Source organism: Streptomyces sp. 3330 (assembly GCF_031456635.1).
Lineage (GTDB): Bacteria > Actinomycetota > Actinomycetes > Streptomycetales > Streptomycetaceae > Streptomyces.
Genome location: NZ_JAVDVA010000014.1, coordinates 97,832 through 120,847, shown reverse-complemented (window position 1 = coordinate 120,847; position 23,016 = coordinate 97,832). Strand labels below are relative to the sequence as shown.

The 23,016-nt window shown below is 73.1% G+C and carries 21 protein-coding genes; 7 read left to right on the top strand and 14 right to left on the bottom strand.

All coding sequences use genetic code 11. From position 1 onward, the window contains the following. Window positions 1–140 precede the first annotated feature (140 nt). A complete protein-coding gene (locus tag J2X68_RS23420) occupies window positions 141–1,562 on the top strand; it encodes a lipase maturation factor family protein (RefSeq protein ID WP_310434509.1) in 1,422 nt (473 codons plus the stop codon). On the opposite strand, the gene J2X68_RS23415 is transcribed toward J2X68_RS23420, so the two are convergent. From J2X68_RS23415 to J2X68_RS23400, 4 genes are read right to left on the bottom strand one after another with little or no spacing between them, the layout of a single operon-like run. Beyond that, window positions 1,550–2,374 (bottom strand): amidohydrolase family protein, encoded by an 825-nt coding sequence (locus tag J2X68_RS23415; protein ID WP_310434508.1) that lies wholly within the window; start codon window positions 2,372–2,374, stop codon window positions 1,550–1,552. The two genes, J2X68_RS23420 and J2X68_RS23415, sit on opposite strands and share 13 nt — an antisense overlap. After that, complete coding sequence (locus tag J2X68_RS23410) at window positions 2,371–2,685, bottom strand: L-rhamnose mutarotase (protein WP_310434507.1); 315 nt, start codon at window positions 2,683–2,685, stop codon at window positions 2,371–2,373. Before J2X68_RS23410 ends, J2X68_RS23415 begins: the two co-directional genes overlap by 4 nt. Then, window positions 2,682–3,650, bottom strand: a complete 969-nt coding sequence (locus J2X68_RS23405) for an aldo/keto reductase (protein WP_310434506.1) — start codon at window positions 3,648–3,650, stop codon at window positions 2,682–2,684. Before J2X68_RS23405 ends, J2X68_RS23410 begins: the two co-directional genes overlap by 4 nt. Continuing rightward, complete coding sequence (locus tag J2X68_RS23400) at window positions 3,647–4,402, bottom strand: SDR family oxidoreductase (RefSeq protein WP_310434505.1); 756 nt, start codon at window positions 4,400–4,402, stop codon at window positions 3,647–3,649. The genes J2X68_RS23405 and J2X68_RS23400 overlap by 4 nt, the downstream gene beginning before the upstream one ends. A 188-nt stretch (window positions 4,403–4,590) precedes the next feature. Here J2X68_RS23400 and J2X68_RS23395 point away from each other — a divergent pair, with 188 nt between their 5' ends. After that, entirely contained in the window at window positions 4,591–5,307 is a 717-nt protein-coding gene (locus tag J2X68_RS23395) for a FadR/GntR family transcriptional regulator (RefSeq protein ID WP_310434504.1), read from the top strand. Between the two features lie 99 nt (window positions 5,308–5,406). Beyond that, a complete protein-coding gene (locus J2X68_RS23390; RefSeq protein WP_310434503.1) occupies window positions 5,407–6,750 on the top strand; it encodes an amidase family protein in 1,344 nt (447 codons plus the stop codon). A 64-nt stretch (window positions 6,751–6,814) separates the two neighbouring features. Here J2X68_RS23390 and J2X68_RS23385 read toward each other — a convergent pair whose 3' ends face one another. Continuing rightward, entirely contained in the window at window positions 6,815–6,988 is a 174-nt protein-coding gene (locus tag J2X68_RS23385; RefSeq protein WP_107472678.1) for a hypothetical protein, read from the bottom strand. A gap of 484 nt (window positions 6,989–7,472) precedes the next feature. Between J2X68_RS23385 and J2X68_RS23380 the strand changes: the two genes are divergently transcribed. Together J2X68_RS23380 and J2X68_RS23375 are read left to right on the top strand one after the other, a co-directional pair. Then, a complete protein-coding gene (locus tag J2X68_RS23380) occupies window positions 7,473–7,922 on the top strand; it encodes a hypothetical protein (RefSeq protein WP_310434627.1) in 450 nt (149 codons plus the stop codon). A gap of 25 nt (window positions 7,923–7,947) precedes the next feature. Further along, window positions 7,948–8,790: an SDR family oxidoreductase gene (locus J2X68_RS23375; protein ID WP_310434502.1), complete on the top strand. Its 843-nt coding sequence runs from the start codon at window positions 7,948–7,950 to the stop codon at window positions 8,788–8,790. Here the strand turns inward: J2X68_RS23375 and J2X68_RS23370 are convergent. From J2X68_RS23370 to J2X68_RS23350, 5 genes are all read right to left on the bottom strand, one after another. Then, complete coding sequence (locus tag J2X68_RS23370; RefSeq protein WP_310434501.1) at window positions 8,769–10,277, bottom strand: SDR family NAD(P)-dependent oxidoreductase; 1,509 nt, start codon at window positions 10,275–10,277, stop codon at window positions 8,769–8,771. The genes J2X68_RS23375 and J2X68_RS23370 overlap by 22 nt on opposite strands. A 103-nt stretch (window positions 10,278–10,380) precedes the next feature. Further along, complete coding sequence (locus tag J2X68_RS23365; RefSeq protein ID WP_310434500.1) at window positions 10,381–11,739, bottom strand: wax ester/triacylglycerol synthase family O-acyltransferase; 1,359 nt, start codon at window positions 11,737–11,739, stop codon at window positions 10,381–10,383. Between the two features lie 104 nt (window positions 11,740–11,843). Next, window positions 11,844–13,064, bottom strand: a complete 1,221-nt coding sequence (gene glgC, locus J2X68_RS23360; RefSeq protein ID WP_310434499.1) for a glucose-1-phosphate adenylyltransferase — start codon at window positions 13,062–13,064, stop codon at window positions 11,844–11,846. Between the two features lie 51 nt (window positions 13,065–13,115). Then, window positions 13,116–14,267, bottom strand: coding sequence for a glycogen synthase (gene glgA, locus J2X68_RS23355; RefSeq protein ID WP_310434498.1), 1,152 nt, complete (start codon window positions 14,265–14,267; stop codon window positions 13,116–13,118). Between the two features lie 38 nt (window positions 14,268–14,305). Next, window positions 14,306–15,085 carry a (2Fe-2S)-binding protein gene (locus J2X68_RS23350; protein ID WP_310434497.1) on the bottom strand — a complete coding sequence of 260 codons (780 nt, stop codon included), beginning with the start codon at window positions 15,083–15,085 and terminating at the stop codon, window positions 14,306–14,308. A 209-nt stretch (window positions 15,086–15,294) separates the two neighbouring features. Here J2X68_RS23350 and J2X68_RS23345 point away from each other — a divergent pair, with 209 nt between their 5' ends. Next, window positions 15,295–16,563 carry a DMT family transporter gene (locus J2X68_RS23345; RefSeq protein ID WP_310434496.1) on the top strand — a complete coding sequence of 423 codons (1,269 nt, stop codon included), beginning with the start codon at window positions 15,295–15,297 and terminating at the stop codon, window positions 16,561–16,563. Here the strand turns inward: J2X68_RS23345 and J2X68_RS23340 are convergent. Beyond that, window positions 16,553–17,791: a transglycosylase family protein gene (locus tag J2X68_RS23340; protein ID WP_310434495.1), complete on the bottom strand. Its 1,239-nt coding sequence runs from the start codon at window positions 17,789–17,791 to the stop codon at window positions 16,553–16,555. The two genes, J2X68_RS23345 and J2X68_RS23340, sit on opposite strands and share 11 nt — an antisense overlap. A 196-nt stretch (window positions 17,792–17,987) precedes the next feature. Here J2X68_RS23340 and gndA point away from each other — a divergent pair, with 196 nt between their 5' ends. Then, entirely contained in the window at window positions 17,988–19,427 is a 1,440-nt protein-coding gene (gene gndA, locus J2X68_RS23335; RefSeq protein WP_310434494.1) for an NADP-dependent phosphogluconate dehydrogenase, read from the top strand. 765 nt (window positions 19,428–20,192) lie between these two features. On the opposite strand, the gene J2X68_RS23330 is transcribed toward gndA, so the two are convergent. From J2X68_RS23330 to J2X68_RS23320, 3 genes are all read right to left on the bottom strand, one after another. Continuing rightward, the gene (locus J2X68_RS23330; protein WP_310434493.1) at window positions 20,193–20,540 is read right to left on the bottom strand and encodes a GNAT family N-acetyltransferase; all 348 of its coding nucleotides are present in this window, start codon (window positions 20,538–20,540) and stop codon (window positions 20,193–20,195) included. A gap of 43 nt (window positions 20,541–20,583) precedes the next feature. Then, entirely contained in the window at window positions 20,584–21,003 is a 420-nt protein-coding gene (gene panD, locus J2X68_RS23325) for an aspartate 1-decarboxylase (protein ID WP_310434492.1), read from the bottom strand. A 545-nt stretch (window positions 21,004–21,548) separates the two neighbouring features. Then, on the bottom strand, window positions 21,549–22,787 hold the full coding sequence (locus J2X68_RS23320) for a PP2C family protein-serine/threonine phosphatase (RefSeq protein ID WP_310434491.1): 1,239 nt from the start codon (window positions 22,785–22,787) through the stop codon (window positions 21,549–21,551). Window positions 22,788–23,016: the final 229 nt, after the last annotated feature.

Genomic DNA, 23,016 nt, shown 5'->3' with positions numbered 1-23,016 from the left:
ACGTTCTCCCGCATCGTCTCGGTCCCTCACCCGGAGGTGATTCGACCACTATTGTCTGCTTCACCCGACAGGGTCACGCAACCGGAGCACGCGACCACGCACGGTGACACGGCCCGACCGGAGACAAGGAGCGCACGGCTGTGGACTGGTTCACCGCACCCGAGTACTGGCTGAGCCGGCTGGTCTTCCAGCGGGCGCTGGCCGGTGTCTACGTCGTCGCTTTCCTGACGGCCGCCCTCCAGTTCCGGGCGCTGCTCGGCGAGCGGGGGATGCTGCCGGTGCCCCGCTTCGTCGAGCGGGTGCCCTTCCGGCGGGCGCCGAGCCTGTTCCACCTGCGCTACTCCGACCGCCTGTTCGCGGGCTGCGCCTGGACGGGCTGCGCGGTCTCTGCGGCGCTGCTGGCCGGCCTGGACTCCCTGGTGCCCCTCTGGGCGGCGATGGCCCTGTGGCTGGTGCCGTGGGCGCTGTACCTGTCGATCGTCAACGTGGGGCAGACCTGGTACGGGTTCGGCTGGGAGTCCCTGCTGCTGGAGACGGGCTTCCTCGCCGTGTTCCTCGGCAACGACGAGGTGGCCCCGCCGGTCGTCGTGCTCTTCCTGGCGCGCTGGATCCTGTTCCGGGTCGAGTTCGGCGCGGGTCTGATCAAGATGCGGGGCGACGCCTGCTGGCGGAACCTGACGTGTCTCTACCACCACCACGAGACCCAGCCGATGCCCGGCCCGCTGAGCCGGTTCTTCCACCATCTGCCGAAACCGCTGCACCGGGTGGAGGCGGCGGCGAACCACTTCACCCAACTCGTCGTGCCGTTCCTGCTGTTCGCCCCGCAGCCGATCGCGACGGCGGCCGCGTGTCTGATGATCCTGACCCAGCTGTGGCTGGTGCTGTCGGGCAACTTCGCCTGGCTGAACTGGATCACCGTCGTCCTGGCCGTGTCCGCGCTCGAACTGCCCGCCGGCCACCGGTCGGCCCCCGCGACCCCGCTCTGGTACGAGATCGTGGTCCTCGCCGCGGCCGCGCTGCTGCTGTTCCTCAGCTACCGCCCGGTGGTCAACATGCTCTCCCGCCGCCAGGTGATGAACCGCTCCTTCGATCCGCTGCACCTGGTCAACACCTACGGCGCGTTCGGCAGCGTGAGCCGGATCCGCTACGAGGTGGTGATCGAGGGCACGCCCGACGACGTGCCGCGCGAGGACTCCGACTGGCGGGAGTACGAGTTCAAGGGCAAGCCCGGCGATCCCCGCCACCGGCCGCGCCAGTTCGCCCCCTATCATCTGCGCCTGGACTGGATGATGTGGTTCGCGGCGCTCTCCCCCGCCTACGCCGGGGCGTGGTTCGCCGCCCTGGTGGAACGGCTGCTGGAGAACGACCGCGACACGCTGCGGCTGCTGCGCCGCTCCCCCTTCCCGCCCGACGAGCCGCCGCGCCACATCCGCGCCCGTCTCTTCCGCTACCGCTGCACCACCTGGCGGGAGCTGCGGGAGACCGGCGCGTACTGGCATCGGACGTACGTGCGGGAGTATCTGCCGCCGACCCGGTCGGCGGGGACGGCTCAGAGGCCGTAGACCCGGACGGCCGTGGTCCCGAAGATCTCGGTGTGCGCGCCCGGGTCGGTCAACTCCCGTGCCAGGTTCAGGACTTCGCCGTACGAAGCGGTGGATGTGCACACCGGCCAGTCCGAGCCGTACATCAGCCGGGCGGGCCCGAAGGCCTCGATCACCGTGTCCGCGTAGGGGCGCAGGTCGTCGGCGGTCCAGGACGCGGGGTCGGCCTCGGTGACCATGCCGGACAGCTTGCAGACCGTGTTGGGCAGCGCCGCGAGGGCCCGGACACGGGAGGCCCAGGGCTCCAGCGCGCCGGAGGCGATCGGCGGCTTGCCCAGGTGGTCGAGGACGAAGGTGAGTCCGGGCAGGGCGGCCGCCGCCTCGACGCAGGCCGGGAGCTGGTGGGGCAGCACCACCAGGTCGTGGACGAGTCCGGCGGCGGCGAGGGCGGTGAGACCGCGGCGCACGTCCGGCCGCAGCAGCCACCGCGGGTCCGGCTCGCCCTGGACCTGGTGGCGGACGCCCTTGAGGTACCGGCCACCGGGGAGCTCCCGCAGCCGGGCCAGTTCGTCGGCGACGTCCGCGCGGGTGAGGTCGGTCCAGCCGACGACACCCGCGATCAGCTCGTTCGCGGCCGCGAGGGCCAGGAACTCGGGGGTCTCGTCGGCCACGGTGACCGTCTGGACGAGGACCGTGCGGTCGACCCCGGCCGCGCGGGCCTCCGTGGCCAGCTCGTCCACGGTGAAGTCCCGCCGGAGCGGGCTGTCTTCGGCGATCCAGTCCTGGTCCCGCACCGACAGGTCCCAGACGTGGTGATGCGCGTCGACGGTCACGGCAGCTCCCAGACGACGGGCAGGCCCGCGGCCGCGCCCGCGTCGGAGTAGTCGTGCACCACGTCGAGCAGCTCGGCCATCCGCGCCTGCCACACCACGTTGACCGGGAGTGCCTCCAGCTCGGCGAGGAGACGCGCGTAGTCCTCGCACTCCAGGAGGTGGAACAGCTCGGCGCCGCTGCGCCAGATCGTCCACGAGGTGGCCCCGGCGGCGCGGACGGCGTCCGTCAGTTCCCTCGGCACCTCGCGGTGCGCCGCCTCGTACGCGGCGACACGGTCCGCACGCACCCTGGTGTGCAGGGCGACCCTCATGCCGGCTCCTCGGGGGGAAGCAGCCCGGTGTCCCGCAGTTCCTGCCAGAAGGCCGCAGGAACGGCGGTCGCGAACTGCTCGGCGCAGTCACGCACCTCGGCGGCCGAGCGGGTGCCGACCAGGACGCTCGCCACGGCCGGATGGGCGGCGCAGAACGCCAGGGCGGCGGCGCGCAGGGTGATGCCGTGCCGGTCGGCGGTCTCCTTCATGCGCCGGGCCCGGTCCAGCAGCGCGGCGGGGGCCTGCGCGTAGTCGAACGTGGCGTCCGGCCGGGGGTCGGCCAGCAGACCGGAGTTGAAGGCGCCCCCGACGACCACCGACACGCCACGCTCGGTGGCCGCGGGCAGCAGCTCGGCCCGGGCCCGCTGGTCGAGCAGCGTGTACCGGCCGGCGCAGAGCACCACGTCGACGTCCGTGTCCCGGACGAAGCGGGTGAGCATCTCCGCCTGGTTCATGCCGGCGCCGATCGCCCCGACGACGCCCTCCGCGCGGAGCTTCTCCAGCGCCGGGTAACCCTCGCGGAAGGCCTGTTCGGCGTGGTCGTCGGGGTCGTGCAGATAGACGACGTCCACCCGGTCGAGGCCGAGCCGTTGCAGGCTGGCGTCCAGGGTGCGCCGTACGCCGTCGGCGCTGAAGTCCCATACGCGGCGGTGCGTGGCGGGAACGGCGAAGCCGTCGGCCAGGTCGTCGCCGCCCCGGTCCGCGGCCTCCAGACGGCGGCCCACCTTGGTGGAGACCGTGTACCGCGAACGCGGGTGCTCGCGCAGGGCCGCGCCGAGGCGGCGTTCGGACAGGCCGAGGCCGTAGTGCGGCGCGGTGTCGAAGTAGCGGATGCCCTGCTGCCAGGCGGCGGTGACCGCCTCGTGCGCCTGCTCCTCGCCGACCTCGGTGAAGAGGTTGCCGATGCCGGCGGCGCCGAAGGCGAGCGGACTGACCGGGACTCCGCTGCGCCCGAGCATGTTCACCGGCCCGCCGGGCGCAGCCGCAGGCCCTGCATCCCGCCGTCGACGGCGAGGGAGGTGCCCGTGGTGGCGCCGGACAGCGGGCTCGCGAGGTAGGCGATGGCGCCCGCGACCTCGTCGGCGCCGACCAGCCGGCCGGTGGGCTGGCGGGCCTCCAGGGCGGCCCGCTCGGCGGCCGGGTCGTCGGCCGCGTCGAGCAGCCGGCCGACCCACGGGGTGTCCGCGGTGCCGGGGTTGACGCAGTTGACGCGGATGCCCTCGCGGACGTGGTCGGCGGCCATGGCCAGGGTCAGCGAGTACACCGCGCCCTTGGTCGCGCTGTAGAGCGCGCGCTGCGGCAGCCCGGCGGTGGCGGCGATGGAGCAGGTGTTGACGATCGCCGCGTGCGAGGAGCGCCGCAGGTGGGGCAACACGGCACGGGCCGCGCGGACCATGCCGAGCACGTTGACGTCGAGGACCCGGTGCCATTCGGCGTCGTCGTTGTCCTCGACGGTGCCCTGCGCGCCGACGCCCGCGTTGTTGACCAGGATGTCCAGCCCTTCGAGGTCGGCGACCGCGGCCGCGACCGCCGTCCGCACGGAGGCGTCGTCGGTGACGTCGGCGAGATATCCGCGCAGGGGCTTCGCCACCCCCGACGGGTCCAGGTCGAGGACGGCGACCCGGGCGCCGCGCTCGGCCAGGAGCTCCGCGGTGGCCCGGCCGATGCCGGAGCCGCCCCCCGTCACCAGGGCCGTCAGCCCTTCGAAGTCGCTCACGCCGCCTTCTCCTTCCGGATCACGAGGTCGGCGGCCCGGAAGTCGCCGGCGGGATACGTGCCGAATATTTATCAGACCACTTCCGCTTCTCGACACCCCCCGGGTAGCTTTTTGCCGAGTTGCCCGCCCAAGTGGTCCGACCATCTCGGTCGAGGAGCGCGGCGTACCGGCGAGGAGGAGAGGGCCACGTGGAAGACACCCCGCGCAGCGGGACCGCCGTCCCGAAGGGCACGGTGACGCAGCGCGCCATCGAGCGGATCAAGGCGATGATCACCGACGGGGCGCTGAAACCCGGGCAGCGGCTGCCGACCGAGCGCGCGCTCGCGGCCGAGCTGGGCATCTCCCGCAGCTCCATGCGCGAGGCGATCCGGGCGCTGACGGTGCTGGGGGTGCTGGAGGCCCGGCACGGTTCCGGGATCTACGTCACCGCGCTGGAGGCGGGGGACCTGCTGGAGACGTTCGGGGTGGTGGCCGATCTGTCGCGGGGCCCGCGTCTGGTCGAACTGCTCCAGGTGCGCCGGATCCTGGAGTCGACGGCCACCGCCCTGGCCGCGGCCCGCATCACGCCGGAGCAGCTGGCCGTCGTGGAGGGCCACCTGGCGGCGATGAACGCGACGGACGACCCGGAGGAGATCCTCGCGCACGACCTGGAGTTCCACCGGGCGATCGCGCAGGCCGCCGGCAACGAGACGATGGCGGCGATCCTGGAGGGCCTCTCCTCCCGCACCTTCCGGGCCCGCGTCTGGCGCGGCTACCAGGAGGAGGGCGCCTTCGCCCGGACCCGCCGCGAACACGCCGCCATCCACCGCGCGCTGGCCGCCCGTGACCCGGAGGCCGCCCGGGCGGCGGCGGCCTCCCATGTCGGCGAGGTGGAGGAGTGGCTCAGGGGGCAGGTGGGGACCTGAGCCACGTCCGCCTCTCGACGCGGGGCGCCGGGCGGGGCAGAGTTCTCCTACCTGCTCGCGTACTCGCCAGTAGCGCCACGCACACCGAGGGAGCTGCCCGTGACCAGCTGGGTCGGCCGGACCGCCGCCGAGATCGCCGCCGCCGTCCGCGCGAAGGAGGTCACGCCCCGCGAGGTGGTCGCCGCGCATCTCGCGCGGATCGAGCGGCTGGACGGCCGGATCGGAGCGTTCCGCACGGTGCGCGCCCGCGCCGCCCTGGCCGAGGCCGACGCGCTGGCCGCCCGGGGGGATCTGGCCGGACTGCCGCTGGCCGGGGTGCCGGTGGCGGTCAAGGACAACCTCGGCGTGCGGGGCGAGTCGACCCGGGTCGGCTCGGCCGCGACACCGGACACCCCGGCCGAGGAGGACCATGTGACGGTGGCCCGGCTGCGGGCGGCCGGCGCGGTGGTCGTGGGCCTCACCAACGTGCCGGAGCTGTGCGTCTTCGGCACCACGGAGGGCGTGCACGGCACCGCCCGCAACCCCTGGGACACCTCCCGCACGGCGGGCGGCTCGTCCGGCGGCAGCGCGGCGGCGGTCGCCGCGGGGATGGTGCCGATCGCCCTCGGCAACGACGGCATGGGCTCGCTGCGCATCCCGGCGGCCAACTGCGGCCTCGTGACCGTCAAGCCGGGCCACGGGGTGGTGCCGGCCGGGATCGGCGAGGGCGACTGGTTCGGGATGTCGGAGAACGGGCCGCTGGCCACGACGGTCGAGGACGCGCGGCTGATGCTGTCGGTCCTCGCGGACACCGACGTCGCGGCGGCCGGGGAACCCGGCGCGCTGAGGATCGCCGTCTCCGTGCGCAGCCCGCTGGCCGGGGTCACGGTGAGCGAGCCGTACGCGGGCGCCGCGCGGGACGCGGCCGGGGTGCTGGTCCGGGCGGGGCACCATGCGGAACGGGCCGAACCGCCGTATCCGCTGTCGCTGGGCCTCACCGCGCTCGCGCACTGGACGGCCGGCACGGCGGTGGACGCGGCGCGCCTCGACCCGCGGCTGCTGACCCGGCGCACCCGGGTGCACGCGGCCGTCGGCCGGCGCTTCCTGTCCGGGGTGCGCGGCGGCTCGGCGCGGGAGGCGCTGCGACGGCGCCTGGAGCCGTTCTTCGCGGAGTACGACGTGCTGCTCACCCCGGCGCTGGCGCGACGGTCACCGAAGTCGGCGCCGTGGCACGAGCGGGGCTGGCTGCGCAACGTCCTGGTGAACACGAACTACTCGCCGCTGACGCCGCCGTGGAACCTGACGGGCTGGCCCGCCATGGCGGTCCCCTTCGGCACGCTGCCGTCCGGCGCCCCCGCCGCGGTGCAGCTGGTGGGCCTGCCGGGGCGGGAGGGCGAACTGCTGCGGCTGGCGGCGCAGTTGGAGGGTCTTCGTCCGTGGCGACGGACGGCTCCGCTCGACTGAGCGGACCGAGTGGGCCCGGCGTGGGCGTGCCTGGCGCACGCCCAGGCCGGGCGACCGCGAGCGGTCAGTCCACGCTGGGCAGGATGTGGGGCTCGGCGAGGTCGTCCTCGTAGCCCGCCAGGCGGATGGGGGCGGAGCGGGCCCACACGTCGAGGCTGCCGATCTCGCCGGGCCGACGGCCGGCCCGCTCCGGGCGTTCCTTGGGACGTTGCTCGCGATTCGTCTTCTCCGGTGTCACCGCGCACTCCTTATGTGTCGGGTCACCCTCGGGGCGTGCCGGCCAGTCTGCGGTCCGGCGCCTGACGCTCCCTCGGGGCTGGCTCAAGTCGGTCGAGGACGCGGTGGCGCCGGCAACTTCTTGGAGGGCGAGCCGTTGTGAAGCGGCCTGTCCCATGACGGACCGTGGGTGTGGGTGGCACTCCGTACTGCTGTCCGTCCGCTACACATTAACCAAATGAGCGGGTGGCCGCTCGATAGGGCTGAAAATTTGGGGTAACCATGGCAAGTCACCCGTATGTCACCGCAGGTGAATTGAACCTTTTTCCACCCTGATACACCTTCTGTGTTCACCCGTCCGGGGGATATTGCTGGGCGTGGCGGTCCAACGAGGCGACGCATTCGCCCGTGAGTTCGCCGCGCAGTTCAAGTGCCGTTCGTCCGGTCGCAAGCACGCCATGGTCTGCTGGCGTCCGGCAACGGCGGTCTCGCGGAAGGACTGGCGCATGGAGCTGCGCAGCGTCGAGGAGCTGATGGACCTGCTGTACGCCTGCCGGGGCGTGCGGGACACCCCGGAGCGCGGTGCGCCCGGCATCGACCTGCACGATCACGCGCTCCGGACGGCCGCACTGCTGCGCCGCAGCCGCCCCGCCGACAAGGAGCTCCAGCTCACCGGGCTCGTCCACCCGATCGGCCACCTGCTGTGCCCCGCCGACGGGGCCGGCCGGCCGGAACGGGCCGCCGACGCCGTACGCCCGCTGCTCGGCGCCCGGGTCTCCCGTCTCGTCGGGCTGCACCCCTGGGACGGGCCGACGGCCGACGACGATCTGCTCAGCCTGCGCCAGGCCGACGAGGACGGCCGGGCGGCCGGGCCGGACGCGGGCGTGCTGGAGGACTGGCGCACCGTGCTGGAACTGGTGGCGGCACGGAACTCGCGCCTCGGGGCTGTCGACTGACGGTCCGTCATGAGACGGTACGCCGATGACGTCGTCGTACGGGTTGCGGGGCAGGGCCGCCGTCGTCACGGGGGCCACGCGCGGGATCGGCCGGGCGGTGGCACAGGCGCTCGCCGCCGCGGGGGCGCGGGTGTGCGTCAGCGCGCGGGATCCCGCCGCGGTGCGCCGCGCGGCCGCGGAGCTGGGCGGTGTCGGACTGGCCGGCGACGTCGGGGATCCGGCCCATCCCCGGGAGCTGACGGAGCTGTGCCTGGCGGCGTTCGGCCGGCTGGACGTGCTGGTGAACAACGCGGCGACCAACCAGCCCCTCGGGCCGCTCATGGACGCCGATCCCGGCGCCTGGCGGCAGGCGTTCACGGTGAACGTCGAGGCGCCGCTGCGGCTGGTGCAGTGCGCGTGGCGGGGCTGGATGCGCGAGCACGGCGGCGCGGTCGTCAACGTCTGCACGGAGGGCGCGGGACACGTGGGCCCCGGCGTCGGCGCCTACGGCACCAGCAAGGCGGCCCTCCTCCACCTCACCGGGCAGCTCGCCGGCGAGCTGGGCCCGTCCGTGCGGGTGAACTCCGTCTCCCCCGGACTGGTACGGACCGAGATGGCCCGCTTCGTGTGGGAGCCGGGAGAACGGGACCTGGCGGCGGCCCTGCCGCTGGGCCGGATCGGGGAACCGGAGGACGTGGCACGGGCGGTGGTCTGGCTGTGCTCCGACGACGCGCAGTGGATCACGGGCGCGGACCTGCTGGTGGACGGCGGCACGCGCGTGCGCCGGGCGCACGTCGCCGCCGACCGGGCGCGGGGAACCGTGCGGCCGCCCCACGCCCCCCGCCCGGCCGGCGGGCCGGAACGGCCCTACCACTTGCCCGGCGCGTAGTCCTTCAGGAAGACCCCGTACAGATCCACGCCCTGCTCGCCGCGCACGATCGGGTCGTAGACGCGGGCCGCGCCGTCGACCAGGTCGAGCGGGGCGTGGAAGCCCTCCTCGGCGAGGCGCAGCTTGTCGTAGTGCGGGCGCTCGTCGGTGATCCAGCCGGTGTCGACCGAGGTCATGAGGATGCCGTCGGTCTGGAACATCTCCTGGCCGCTGGTCCGCGTCACCATGTTCATCGCGGCCTTGGCGGCGTTGGTGTTCGGGTGGCCTGCGCCCTTGTAGCCACGGCCGAAGACGCCCTCCATCGCCGAGACGTTGACGATGTACGCACGGCCGCTGGTCGCCTTCCTGGCGGCGTCGGCCATGACCGGGCGGAGCTTGCTGATCAGGATGAACGGCGCCGTGTAGTTGCACAGCTGGGTCTCGAGCAGCTCCACCGGGGAGATCTGCTCGATGGTCTGCACCCAGGTGTTGGTGTCGACGACGTCGGGGACCAGGCCGCCCGCGTCGATGGCGGTGCCGTCGAGGTGCCGGGCGACGCTGGCGTTGCCCGCGACCAGGGCGAGGTCGGCGACCTTCTGCGCGTCCAGGCTGCTCGCCCCGAGGGGCAGGGCCGCGAGGCCGTCGACCGCGCCGGAGTTGAAGGCGCCGATGACGTGGTGGGCGGGCAGCTCGCCGGCGGGCAGCGGGGCGCTCTCGCCGCCGACCAGGGCGGCGTAGGCGGAGGGCAGGCGGCGTACGGTCTGCGTCGCGTTGTTGACGAGGATGTCCAGCGGGCCCGCCTCGGCGACCCGGTCGGCGAGGGCCACGGCCTGCGCCGGGTCACGCAGGTCGATGCCGACGACCTCCAGCCGGTGCATCCAGTCCCCCGAGTCGTCCATCGCCTTGAACCGGCGGATGGCGTCCTTGGGGAAGCGGGTCGTGATCGTCGTGTGCGCCCCGTCCCGCAGCAGCCGCAGCGCGATGTACATGCCGATCTTGGCGCGGCCGCCGGTGAGCAGCGCGCGCTTGCCGGTGAGGTCGGCGCGCACGTCGCGCTTGTCGCGGTTCAGGCGGGCGCACTCGGGACAGAGCTGGTGGTAGAAGTAGTCGACTTCCACGTACCGGGTCTTGCAGGTGTAGCAGGAGCGCGGGCGCTGGAGTATCCCGGCGATCCGGCCCTCCTCCGTGACCGAGGACGGCAGGAGGCCCTCGGTCTCGTCGTCGATGCGCTGGGCGGAGCCGGTCGCGGTGGCTTCGGTGACCGCTTTGTCGTGGGCGGTCTTGGCGGCCCGGCGGTCCTGGCGGCGGCGCTGCTTCACGGTGCGGTAGACGCCGGCGGTGGCCCGGCGCACGGCGATCGCGTCGGGGTGGTCGACGTCCAGCTTGTCGAGTTCGTCCAGCACGGCGAGGCAGACGGCGAGCCGCTCCGGGTCGATGCCGGGCCCGTACACGACCTCGTCCACGACCTCCTCCGTGACCGCCGTCGAGCCGTCCTCTGTCACCGTCATCGCGCTGCCGCTTCCCTGATCACCCGTGCGGCGCTCCGACCGAGTCCGCTCTCGAAGGACGAATTTTACGGAGCGCCGGGCCGCTCCTCCAAACCCGTTCCCGTCAAGAGCCGCAGGCCGTGATGAGCGTCTCCACCTCGGCGGTCAGGGCGTCGGCGAACCGGTCGAGGTCGGGGACCGCCTCGGCGTCGGCGACGAGCCCGTAGTGGATCCGGCCGCGGTAGGTGGACACGGCGACGGCGAGGGCCTGGCCGCGGGCGAGCGGGGCGTAGGGGAAGACCTCGGTCACCGGGTTCCCGCCCAGCTTCAGGCCGAAGCTGGGCAGGGGCACGCTGGTGACGAGGATGTCGAACCAGAGCCGGGCGGCCTGGCCCACCAGCGGGCCGCCGAGCCGGTGGCCGAGGGCCGGGACGTGGTCGGCGAGCAGGGCGACGGCGCCGGCGCCCCGGCCGGGGCCCGCGTCCTTGTTGCGGTCCATGGCGGCGCGGACCGTGTCGAGACGGCGCAACGGGTCCGGATCGTCGACGGGAAGCCGCATCAGATAGCCGGAGAGCCGGTTTCCCTGGGGGTGGGCGGTGCGCGGGCGGCGCTGGGAGACCGGGATGAGCGCGCGCGGCACGACGCCCTCGCTGCCGTCGCCGCGCTCGTCGAGCCAGCGGCGCAGGGCGCCCGCGACCAGCGCGATCAGCACGTCGTTGACGGTGCCGCCGGCGACCTTGCGGATCCGGTGCACGTCGTCGAGGTCGATGACGACGCCGGCGGTGCGGCGGGTGCCGGTGGACGCGGCGGTGAGCGCGGGGGTGGGGCGCATGCCCAGGGTGTGCACGGCGACGGAGGCGCCGATGTCGAGGGCGCGGCCCACGTCGGAGACGGCTCCGCGCAGCAGGCCGGGCAGGCTGCGCACGTCGGGCAGGAGGCCGCGGGGCGGTTCGGCGGGGCGGGGCCGGGGCGCGGGCAGATCCATGGGGTCGAGGACGGCCGCCGCCAGGGTCAGGGCGCGCAGCCCGTCGGCGAGGGCGTGGTGGAACTTGAAGAGCACGGCGAAGTGGTCGCCGTCCTCGTCGGGCAGGACGTGCGCCTCCCAGGGCGGGCGGCCACGCTCCAGCGGGCGCTCCATGAGCCGCCCGGCCTCGGCCTGGAAGTCGGCGGCGGGTGCGTGCAGCGTGACGTGGTGCAGGGGGTCGAAGTCGGGGTCCGCCTCCCGGGTCGCGCCGCCGAAGGAGAGCGAGCGGCGCAGGTCGAAACGTTCCGAGCGGTCGAACGGGCGCCACAGGTCCCGGATCCGCATGCGCAGTCCGGGAACGGCGGCGGCGCGGGCCGCGAGCAGGTCGGCGGCGTGGGCGCCCGCGGTGGGCGACTGCGCCGTGAAGACGCCGAGCGCACCGAGGTGCATGGGGTGCTCGGCCGACTCGAGGTTCCAGAAGGCCAGGTCGAGGGGGGCCAGCAGATCGTCAGCAGTCAAGGGCTTGCCTCGCGTCGGCTAAGAGTGGAGGCCATCAGTCAAGCGCGCCCGGGCGATTACGGTCAAGTACGATCAAGCTACACACAGTTAACAGCGCATTAAGTTCAGGACACCCGCTGGCCCTTTCCCAGGGCTATCACGCCGCCCTTGGACACCGTGTACAGCTCCGCGTCACGCTCCGGGTTCACGCCGATGGTCGCACCCGGAGGGACCTCCACGTTCTTGTCGAGCACCGCCCCGCGCACGACCGCACCCCGTCCGACGTGCACGTTGTCGTGCAGGATCGAGCCCTGCACGACCGCCCCCGGGTCGACCACCACGCCCGGCGACAGCACCGAGCGGGTGACCTGTCCGCGGATCAGGCACCCCGAACTGATGATCGACTCACCGGCGATGCCGCCCGCGTTGAAACGCGCCGGGGAGAGCTGACCCGAGTGGGTGTAGATGGGCCAGCTGCGGTTGTACAGGTTGAAGGCGGGCCGCTCGGCGATCAGGTCCATATGGGCGTCGTAGTACGCGTCGAGCGTGCCGACGTCCCGCCAGTAGCCCTGGTCCCGGGTGGTCTCGCCGGGCACGTGGTTGTCGTGGAAGTCGTACAGCTGGGCCTCGCCGCGCTGGGTGAGCTGGGGCAGGATCGAGCCGCCCATGTCGTGGACGGAGGTCTCGTCCTCGGCGTCCCGCTGGAGCGCCTCGATGAGCGCCTTGGTGGTGAAGAGGTAGTTGCCCATCGACGCGAACACGGAATCCGGGTCGTCGGCGAGCCCCGGCGGGTCGGCCGGCTTCTCCAGGAAACGCTCGACCGTCAGGCCGTCCGAGCCCGGGGTGATCACCCCGAAGGAGGAGGACTCGCCGCGCGGGACCCGGATCCCGGCCACGGTCACGCCCGCGCCGCTGTCGATGTGCTGCGTGAGCATCTGGCGCGGATCCATGCGGTAGACGTGGTCGGCGCCGAACACGGCCACGTACTCGGGCCGTTCGTCGTAGATGAGGTTCAGCGACTGCAGGATCGCGTCGGCGCTGCCGAGGTACCAGCGCGGGCCCAGCCGCTGCTGGGCCGGGACCGGGGTGATGTAGTTGCCGAGCAGGCTCGACATCCGCCAGGTGGTGGTGATGTGCCGGTCCAGCGAGTGCGACTTGTACTGCGTCAGGACGCAGATGCGCAGGATGTCGGCGTTGACGAGGTTGGACAGCACGAAGTCGACGAGCCGGTACGTGCCGCCGAACGTGACCGCTGGTTTGGCGCGGTCGGCCGTGAGAGGCATCAGGCGTTTGCCCTCACCGCCCGCCAGCACGATCCCGAGCACCGAAGGCCCACCACGACGCATGGCCGCTCCCCTCACCCTGGTTGAAACCATGGTTGCCCCCGGCCGGGGGAACTAAGCCTGTTTGACGATCTCCTCGTACAGCCCGACCGTCCGCCGGGCCACCGCGTCCCAGCCGAACTCCCCCACCGCGCGCGCCCGCCCGGCCTCGCCCATCCGGCGGCCGGCCGCCGGGTCGCCGAGGACCGCGTCCAGCGCCCGCGCGAGGCCCGCCTCGAAGTCGTCGTCCACCGCGACGAGCGTCCCGGTCACCCCGTCCTCGACGACCTCGGGGATGCCGCCGACCCGGGAGGCCACCACGGGGGTCCCGCAGGCCATCGCCTCCAGGTTGACGATGCCGAGCGGTTCGTACACCGAAGGGCAGACGAACACGGCGGCGTGCGTGAGGAGTTGGATCACCTCGGGGCGCGGCAGCATCTTCGGGATCCAGTGCACGCCGTCACGGGCCCGGCTGAGCCCGGCGAACAGGTCGCGGAACTCCTGGTCGATCTCGGGGGTGTCGGGCGCTCCGGCGCAGAGCACGACCTGCGCCGCCGGGTCGATGTCCCGGACGGCGCGCAGCAGACGGGGCACGCCCTTCTGCCGGGTGATGCGGCCGACGAACAGCACGAACGGCCGGTCCGGGTCGAGGCCGATCCGGGTCAGGGCGTCGGTGCCGTGATCGGGACGGTAGAGGGTGGTGTCGATGCCGTTGTGGACGACGTGGACCCGGTCCGGGGCGAGCGTGGGGTAGCAGGCGAGGATGTCCTCGCGCATCGCCCCGGAGACGGCGATCACCGCGTCGGCGGCCTCCACCGCGGTCCGCTCGGCCCAGCTCGACAGGGCGTATCCGCCGCCGAGTTGCTCCGCCTTCCAGGGCCGCAGGGGCTCCAGCGAGTGCGCGGTCACCACGTGCGGGACGCCGTACAGCTCCTTGGCGAGGTGGCCGGCGAGGTTGGCGTACCAGGTGTGGGAGTGGACGAGCTCGCGGCCTTCGAGGGCCGCCGCCATGGCGAGGTCCACGGAGAAGGTGCGCAGCGCGTCGTTGGCGCCGTCCAGCGCGGACCAGGGGCGATGCCGCTGGACCCCCTCGGTGCGCCCCTCGCCCCAGCTGTGCACGTCGAGGTCGACCAGGCGGCGCAACTCGCGGGCCAGGAACTCCACATGGACGCCCGCCCCGCCGTACACGTCCGGGGGATACTCCCGGGTCAGCAGTCCCACTCGCACCCGGAACCCCCACTCTCGGCGATCAGCTCCCTTCATGGTCACCCAGACTCGGCGCGTGGGGAAGAGCGCGGGGGTCGTGTGAAGCAACAGTCGCCGCAGACGCCCCCGCCGGGCACCCGGTAGTACAGGCAGCAGCTGCGGCGGCGGAAGGCGGCGCCGGCCGATGTCCCGGTGTCCGCGAGGAGGGGGTGGGTGAACAGCTCCGCGGCGAGGACACGCGCGCGTGCGGCGACGTCGGGGCGGCCGTGCGCGCGGGCCCACAGGCCCAGCTGGCGGGCGGCTCCGGCCAGCGCCGATCCGGCGTTGCCCCGCAGCAGGCCCGGCGCCACCCGGTGGCGGGCGCGCAGCGCGGCGGAGAGGGGGCCGAGGTGGCCGTCGAGGACCGTCGCGGCCACGGTCGCCGCGTCCCCCGGCCGGCCCCGCACCTCTGTCAGCCACAGGTCGTCCGGGGCGGACCCGTCCGGGTCCCAGCGCAGCAGCCCAGGCGCGAGGTCGGGGACGCTCCCGTACAGGACGGCGCAGGCCAGCGTCACCGACCAGAGCCGGGCCGCGAGGCCCTGCTGCGCCACCGAGGCCCCGATCCGGTCCTCGGGGGCGTTCAGGGCCCGGGTCACCTTGCGGACCCGGAAGGCCAGCGGATCGCCGTGGGCGTCCGGCGTCGCGCTCCCGGGGACCGCCCGGTAGGCCAGGGCGAGGGTCGGCAGCGCCGCGGCGGGCCCCTGCGGGCCGCCGCGCGGTGTGCGCAGGGCGAAGAAGGGGCCGAGCGGGCGGAGTGCGGCGAGATCGGGGTCGAGGTCCACGACGTGCAGTAGTACCAAGGCCGTCAGGGGCCGTGCTCAGGGGGATCCCTGGTCCGTCACCCGCCTGAGGGAGGACGGCGGGCCTTCCGTACTCCATCGGTAGTAGGACTTATTGCGTGCTTAGGTACGACGACGGGAACAGATCGACAAGGCATCGTGTTGGTTATGGAAGCCGACCGTTCGCCGCGCCGGGCCCAGCGCCCCCGCCTCACGCAGAGGAGCTGCTCATGAGCGCCCTCGCGTTGTCCGTGGTCCTGTCGCTCGTCTCCGCTGTCGCGTACGCGGCGGGAGCGATCGTGCAGGAGCAGGTCGCGCTGTCCTCGCCCCACGAGGAGTACGCCCCGCTGCGGCGTCCGGGCTGGTGGGCCGCGGTGGCGCTGAACGGTCTCGGCGGACTCCTGCACGTGGTGGCGCTCGCCTACGGTCCCCTCAGCCTGGTCCAGCCGCTGGGCGCGCTGACCATCGTCTTCGCCCTGCCCATGGCCGCGCTGTTCGTCGGCCGCAGGGCCGGGGCGACGGCCTGGCGGGGCGCGATCATGGCGACGGTCGGTCTCGCCGGTCTGCTCTCCCTGGTGGGGGCCGCCGACGCGCAGTCCCTGAGCACCCCGCAGCGGGTCAGCGTGGCCGTGATCACCGCGGCCGCGGTCGTGACCCTCATGGTGGCCGGGCGGGCCGCCCACCGGCACCCGGCGGTCCGCAGCATGCTGCTGGCGACCGCGTCGGGCATCGCGTTCGGCATGTCGTCGGTGTTCACCAAGACCGTCGCGGTCGACTGGACCGGCGGCGTCTCGACGGCCGACGTCCCGTCGCTGGCTGTGATCGGCGTGCTCGCCACGTCCGGCATGCTGCTGTCGCAGGCCTCCTACCGGGGCGCGGGCCTCGCGGCCCCGCTGGCCACCCTCACGGTGGTCAACCCGGTGGTGGCGGCCGCGGTGGGCATCACGATGTTCGGCGAGACCTTCCGCCACGGCACCACGGGCACCGTGCTCGCCCTGAGCTGCGGCGTGGTGGCGGCGGGCGGACTCATCCTGCTCACGACGGAGCGTCTTCAGGGTGCTCGACCCGAGACGGCGGCGGCTGCTCTACCGGCCGCGCGGATCCCGGCGGACGGCGGCACGGCGGAGGCCTCGGCCACAGCCCCGGTGACGGGGAGGACCGGCGGTGCGACGGACGGCGTCCCGCTCCCCGGGCAGCCGAGCGCCTCTCCGGCGGAGGACGTGCGACCGGCGGAGGCGGAACTGGAGGACCTGCGGCTCGCGGAAGCGGCGCTGGAGGAGCTGCGGCTCCTGGACGCCGTGCGGTCGGCGCGGGCCCGGGAGGCCGAGCCGCGGGAGGAACGGCCGGTCCGGACGCCGAGCGCGGTCGACGGCGAGGAACGCCGCGAGGAGGACCCGCCCGGCGGGGACGTGCCTCCGTCGTTCTACACCCCGCTGTACGGAGGTCTGTACGTCCCGATGCCGGTCGTGGACCGGCATCGGGAGCGTGTCAAATCCTGACGCCGCCGGCCCGGAGGTACGCCACCGGGTCGACGTCCGTCCCGAATCCGGGCCCGGTCCGCACCTCGAAGTGCAGATGCGGGCCCGTGCTGTTGCCGGTGGAGCCGGAGCGCCCGATGCGCTGCCCGCCGCCCACCGACTGCCCGTCCCGTACGGAGATCGCCGACAGGTGGGCGTACTGCGAGTAACGGCCGTCGGCGTGCCGGATGATCACCTGGTACCCGAAGGAACCGGCCCAGCCCGCGCTCACCACCTCGCCGGACTTGACCGCCTTCACCGTGGTGCCGGTGGGCACGGGGAAGTCGACGCCGGTGTGGTAGCCCTTCGACCAGGACGAGCCCGTCGCGTGGTACGGCGTCCCGGTGGAGGCGCTGACGGGCGACACGAGGGAATGGCCGGTCGTGGCCTTGCCGTCGGTGTCCTTCTTCTTGGTGCTCTTGGCCGGTTTGCTCTCCTTGGCGCCCGTGGAGGTCTTCGGCTGCTGGGTCCGGGGCCCGGTGGCGCCCGGGGCCTTGGTCCCGCCGCCCGCCCGGCCGTCGAGACTGAGCCGCTGACCCGGCAGGATCAGGTCGGGGTCGCCGCCGATGGTCGTCCGGTTGGCCGCGTAGAGCCCGCGCCAGCCGCCCTTGACCTCCTCGGCGTCCGCGATGCCGGAGAGCGTGTCGCCGCGGACCACGGTGTACATCTCCGCGGTACCGGCGCGGGACTGGGGCGTGCTCTGCGGCCGTACGTCGTCCAGGGACGTCTTCGACGTCTTGGCCGTCTTGGGGGCCGCCTGCGAGGACGGCCGGGACGACGACCCGGAGGACTTCGCCGACGTGCCGTTCGGGTGGATGTCGGGGGCGTCGCCGCCCCGGCTCAGTCCGGCCCGCACCGAGCAGACCGGCCAGGCGCCCGGCCCCTGCCCGTCCAGCACCTTCTCGGCCACGGCGATCTGCTGGTCCTTGGTGGCCAGATCCGCACGGGGCGCGTACCGCGTGCCGCCGTAGGCCTCCCAGGTGGACTGCGTGAACTGGAGTCCGCCGTAGTAACCGTTGCCGGTGTTGATGTTCCAGTCGTTGGTCGATTCGCACGCGGCGACCTTGTTCCAGGTGTCCACGTCGGCCGCCTGGGCCGTTCCGGTGCCGATCAGCGGCAGCGCCATACCGGCACCACCCGCCGTGACGGTGAGTGAGGCCCGGTTGATCCTGTTCGGCTGATACCGGCGGTGCCGGCCGCGTACGGCCATGGAGATCCCCCTCGACATGCGTCAGGAGGGGCAAAAGTAAGGGCGGCGAACAGGCCATGACAAGGCGACAACCGGCCGCTCCGACGCGCGGGCGGACACCGGACGCCCCGGACGGGAATACGGCCGCCCGACCCGTCAAGATGGTCCGAGGACGACTGACCGAATGCACGGGCACACCCCTGGAGGAGCCAACCGTATGAGCACTTCAGCTCAGATCGGCGTCACGGGACTCGCGGTCATGGGCCGCAATCTCGCCCGCAACTTCGCACGCAACGGCTACACGGTCGCGCTGCACAACCGCACGGCGGCGCGCACCCACGCCCTGGTCGAGGAGTTCGGCCACGAGGGCGAGTTCATCGCCGCCGAGACCGCCAAGGAGTTCGTGGCGGCGCTGGAGCGGCCCCGCCGCCTGGTGATCATGGTGAAGGCCGGTGAGCCGACCGACGCGGTGATCCGGGAGTTCGCCCCGCTGCTCGAACCCGGCGACATGATCATCGACGGCGGCAACGCGCACTTCGCCGACACCCGCCGCCGCGAGCGCGAACTGCGCGAGCAGGACATCCACTTCGTCGGCGCGGGCATCTCCGGCGGCGAGGAGGGCGCGCTGCACGGCCCGAGCATCATGCCGGGCGGCTCCCCGGAGTCGTACGAGTCGCTGGGTCCGATGCTGGAGAAGATCTCGGCGAAGGCGTCGGACGGGGCGCCCTGCGTCACGCACATCGGCCCGGACGGCGCCGGCCACTTCGTGAAGATGGTCCACAACGGCATCGAGTACGCCGACATGCAACTGATCGGCGAGGCCTACCAGTTGCTGCGCGATGTGGCCGGCTACGAGCCCGCCCAGATCGCGGACATCTTCCGCACCTGGAACACCGGCCGCCTCGACTCCTACCTGATCGAGATCACCGCCGAGGTGCTGTCCCACGTGGACGCGGCGACGGGCCGGCCCTTCGTGGACGTGGTGGTCGACCAGGCGGAACAGAAGGGCACCGGCCGCTGGACCGTCCAGATCGCGCTCGACCTGGGCGTTCCGGTGTCGGGCATCGCCGAGGCCGTCTTCGCCCGCTCGCTGTCGGGGCACGCGAAGCTGCGCGAGGCCTCCCGCGACCTGGCGGGACCGACGGCGTCCGCGCTGGGCAAGGCGGAGGCCCAGGCCTTCGCCGACCGGGTGGAGCAGGCGCTGTACGCCTCGAAGATCGTGTCCTACACCCAGGGCTTCCACGAGATCGCCGCGGGCAGCGAGGAGTACGGCTGGGACATCGACCTCGGCGCCGTCTCCTCGATCTGGCGAGGTGGCTGCATCATCCGCGCGGCCTTCCTCGACCGGATCCGCGCCGCCTACGACAACCGGGCCGATCTGCCGAGCCTGCTGTCCGACGAGACCTTCGCCTCGGAGATCACGGCGGCACAGGACCCGTGGCGTGAGGTGCTGGTGTCCGCGACCCTCCAGGGCGTTCCGACGCCCGGCTTCGCGGCGGCCCTCGCGTACTACGACGCCCTGCGCGCGGAACGGCTGCCGGCGGCCCTCACACAGGGACAGCGGGACTTCTTCGGAGCGCACACCTACCGCCGGGTGGACCGCGAAGGCGCCTTCCACACCCTCTGGGGCGGCGACCGCTCGGAGACGGAGGGGTAGTCCCCGCGGGGGCAGGAGGGGCGCGGCACGGCGGGCGTCCGGGGGAGTATCCCCGGGGGGGGGGCGCCGCGGTGGGCATCCGGATGAGGCTGCCGGGGGGCCTGAAGGGCGCGCCGCGGCGGGCGTCGGGGGGAGCGTTCCAGGGGGTGCCGCGGTGGGCATCCGGATGAGGCTGCCGGGGGGCCTGAAGGGCGCGGCGCGGGTGGGCGTCCAGGGAAGCATCCCGGGGGGTGCCGCGGTGGCCGTCTGGATGAGCATCCCGGTGGATACCGCGACCAGCATCGCTCCGGATACCGCGAGCGGCGTCCCGGTGGGCGGCGGTCTCCCGTCGCCCACCGGCGCCCGTCAGGTCAGCGGCGGACCCGGTTCCGGGCTCGGGACCGGTTCAGGGCCCGGCGGGATCGGGGACGGCGCGGGGCCCGGGGGCGGGCCGGGCCGCGGCGGTGGCGTCGGGTCCGGCCCCGGCGGCGGCTCGGGTACGGGCACGGGGCTGGGGAACGGCTCCGGGGGCCCCGGTACCGGGCTCGGCGGCGGTCCGGGCTGAACGGGGTCCGGCTGAACGGGGTCGGGGTGGACAGGGTCGGGATGGACGGGGTCGGCGTACGGGTTCGTCATGCTGTCCTCCGGCCAGTTGCGGGGCTTGGCTCTGGACTCATCCCCCGCGTACCCGGGGCGGCCGCGGCCACTCACCCGGGTGGGCCCGTCCGGCCGCGCCCCGTCGACGAGCCGCCCGCGGGGAACGTCGCTCACCCGCGGGCCCGTCGCTCAGAAGCGGCCCGGGTGCGCGCGCAGCCAGTCCTTCGCGGCGCGCAGCAACTCGGGGTCGGCGGCCGGGGCCTCGTCGGGGTGACGCTCGGCCCACTTCACGACGTACGGGCACAGCGGCGCCACGGGGACGCCCTCGCGCGCGGAGGTGGCGTACAGCTCCCGGGCCAGCGACCCGGCGATGCCCTTGCCCTCGTGGGCCGGCTCCACGATGGTGTGCACCGGCACCAGGGCGGGCGCGGGCGACTCCAGGACGAAGTACTCGATGCGGCCCACGACTTCACCGCCGTCGCCGAGTGCCTCGAGGCGGCCCGCCGCCCGGTCGTCGCGGATCTCGATGTCGCTCATGGGCACTCCCGGTGCGGTGCGCTACGTGCGCTGGCTGCTGCGGTCAGACCGACACGGCTTGCGGGCTGCGCTCCTGGTCGGAGCCCGGTACCGGCTCCGACGGGTCCGCTCCGAGGGCCACGATCCGGTTGTCACGGTCCACGTGCACGACCCGCGGCTCCAGGACCCGCGCCTCGGCGTCGGTCACCTGAGCGTAACTGATGATGATCACCAGATCACCGGGGTGCACGAGATGGGCGGCGGCCCCGTTGATGCCGACGACACCCGAGCCGCGCTCCCCCTCGATGACGTACGTCTCGAGCCGCGCCCCGTTGGTGATGTCGACGATGTGGACGAGCTCCCCCGGCAGCAGATCGGCCGCGTCCAGCAGGTCGGCGTCGATGGTCACCGATCCCACGTAGTGCAGGTCGGCCTGGGTGACGGTGGCACGGTGGATCTTGGACTTGAACAGAGTACGCAGCACTTTGGACTCCTGTTTGACGGCTCCCTGCCTGCTTCGTGCGGGTCAAGGGCGGTCCCGACCTTACACCGACACCCCCGTGAGATATTTGTGAGGAACATCGCTCCGGTCAGGCGAGACGGCTCCCTACCTGGGCTCCCCCCTTCGCTCAGGCATCTGTTGGGGACGATCGCCCCAGAACGCGCGGGGACCCATGCTGACCGGATGCTGTCTTACCTGACGAGCTATCAGATATGCGGGAAACCTCTCTGCACACGGACGACGTCTGCCCACGCACCACCAAACTGTCGGGCATCGGCATCGCTCCGGTGCACGGAACACGGCCCCTTTGGCCATCAGCCGGTCGACGCTCGACCTACATCGGCATGTCTCCGGCTCGAAGACCTTCCACGACAACGTGTGCTGGGGCAAACAGACTTCCCGCCTCCGCGATCCGCGGAGAGCAAGCCGGCGGGAAGCCGTCACCTGGGGGCAGGCACGGAGGACCGTCCCGGTCCGGGCGAGGTGGTCGGGAATCCCCCGAACCATGCGCCGACGGGCAAGACGGCTCATGGCCACGGCTTCGTACGGCCGGCCGACGCCTGCCGGATGTCCGCGCCGGAGTTCACGTGCCGCTCGGTCTCCTGCGGGCCGTGCCAGTCCAGGCACATCACGGTGGCATCGTCTTCGAGCCGGCCGCCTGCAGCCTCACGGACGGCGGACGTCAACGTCAGCGCCGTCTCGCGCGGGTGGAGGTGCCGGGTCCGCTCCAGCAGGGCAGGCAGGTCGACCGTCCCCCCATGACGTTCGAGCATGCCGTCGGTGAGCATGAGCAGACGGTCACCGGGGCGCAGATCGACGTCCTGAACGCGGTAGGAGTGGCGCGCGGACTCGGACAGCCCGAAGGGTTGGTCCACCAGGCAGACGACCTCCTCCGCGGTCCCCTCACGCACGCGCAGCGGCCAGGGATGGCCGGCGTTGACCAGCTGGGCCCGCCCGGTGGTGAGGTTGACGCGCAGCAGCTGCCCGGTGGCGTGTCCCTGGCCGTGATCGGCCAGGGCCTGGTCGGCCCGGTGGGCCTGTTCGGCCAGACCGGCTCCCGTGCGACGGGCGCCGCGCAGGGCGGCCACCAGGACCGTGGCAGCCAGCGCGGCGGCGATGTCGTGGCCCATGGGGTCGGTCACCGACACGTGCAGGGTGTCGCGGTCCACGGTGAAGTCGAAGGTGTCGCCGCTGAGGTCTTCGGAGGGCTCCATGCTCCCGCACAGGGTGAACTGCGCGGCCTCGCACGACAGTGACGGGGGCAGCAACTGGTACTGGATCTCCGCTGCCAGCGTGGGGGGACGGGAGCGTTTGCCCCAGGTGTACAGGTCGGTGAAACGTCCGTTGGCGATCACTATGTAGGCCAGGGCGTGGGCTGCTTCCTTGACCCCTTCGAGGACGTCCTCACCGGCGTCGGCCGGCAGAAGCACCTCCAGCAGCCCGATCGCGTCTCCCCGGTTGGTGACGGGCACGATCACCCGCTGTCCCTGGCTGCTCGCCTCCTGGTACAGCCGCTGGGTGCAGACCACCTCCTCGTAGGCGCTGCCGAACAGGGGAATCCGCTCCGCTTCCCGCCCGCCGTCGACCGCCCCTGCGGTGGACAGCCGCACGACCGTCTTTCCCGTCAGGTCGACGATGAGAAAAGAGATCTTCGTGGCCTCGAAACGCCGCCGCAAGTGCTCGGCGACCACATCGACGGCACCCACGGGTGCCGCCGTCTCCGCGGCCGTCAGCAGCCCGGGGAGATCACTCTGTCCACTGCTCACGGCCGTGGTCCCTTCCACAAGCCCCTCCTCCAGCTTGGGAACCTCCACGGTGAGCGTCAATCTGTGAGCGGTCACGGCAGCTCACGCGCGCACCCCCTCACGGCTCATCCCGCACGCGGCGTCTGTCATCACCTGGGCAGCCATCAGCGGCACCCCCCCTGGAGTGGACCGTTCCTCCCCCCCCCCCCGGCCGGCAACGGCGGAGCCCCCGAACGGCCGGCGGCACACC

Bases quoted from the DNA above. Each gene is read 5' to 3' on its own strand.
- J2X68_RS23410 (WP_310434507.1), bottom strand. From the start codon at position 2,685: ATGAGGGTCGCCCTGCACACCAGGGTGCGTGCGGACCGTGTCGCCGCG.
- J2X68_RS23375 (WP_310434502.1), top strand. From the start codon at position 7,948: ATGACGTCGTCGTACGGGTTGCGGGGCAGGGCCGCCGTCGTCACGGGG.
- J2X68_RS23380 (WP_310434627.1), top strand. From the start codon at position 7,473: ATGGAGCTGCGCAGCGTCGAGGAGCTGATGGACCTGCTGTACGCCTGC.
- J2X68_RS23370 (WP_310434501.1), bottom strand. From the start codon at position 10,277: ATGACGGTGACAGAGGACGGCTCGACGGCGGTCACGGAGGAGGTCGTG.
- J2X68_RS23340 (WP_310434495.1), bottom strand. From the start codon at position 17,791: ATGGCCGTACGCGGCCGGCACCGCCGGTATCAGCCGAACAGGATCAAC.
- gndA (WP_310434494.1), top strand. From the start codon at position 17,988: ATGAGCACTTCAGCTCAGATCGGCGTCACGGGACTCGCGGTCATGGGC.
- J2X68_RS23345 (WP_310434496.1), top strand. From the start codon at position 15,295: ATGAGCGCCCTCGCGTTGTCCGTGGTCCTGTCGCTCGTCTCCGCTGTC.
- glgC (WP_310434499.1), bottom strand. From the start codon at position 13,064: ATGCGTCGTGGTGGGCCTTCGGTGCTCGGGATCGTGCTGGCGGGCGGT.
- J2X68_RS23330 (WP_310434493.1), bottom strand. From the start codon at position 20,540: ATGAGCGACATCGAGATCCGCGACGACCGGGCGGCGGGCCGCCTCGAG.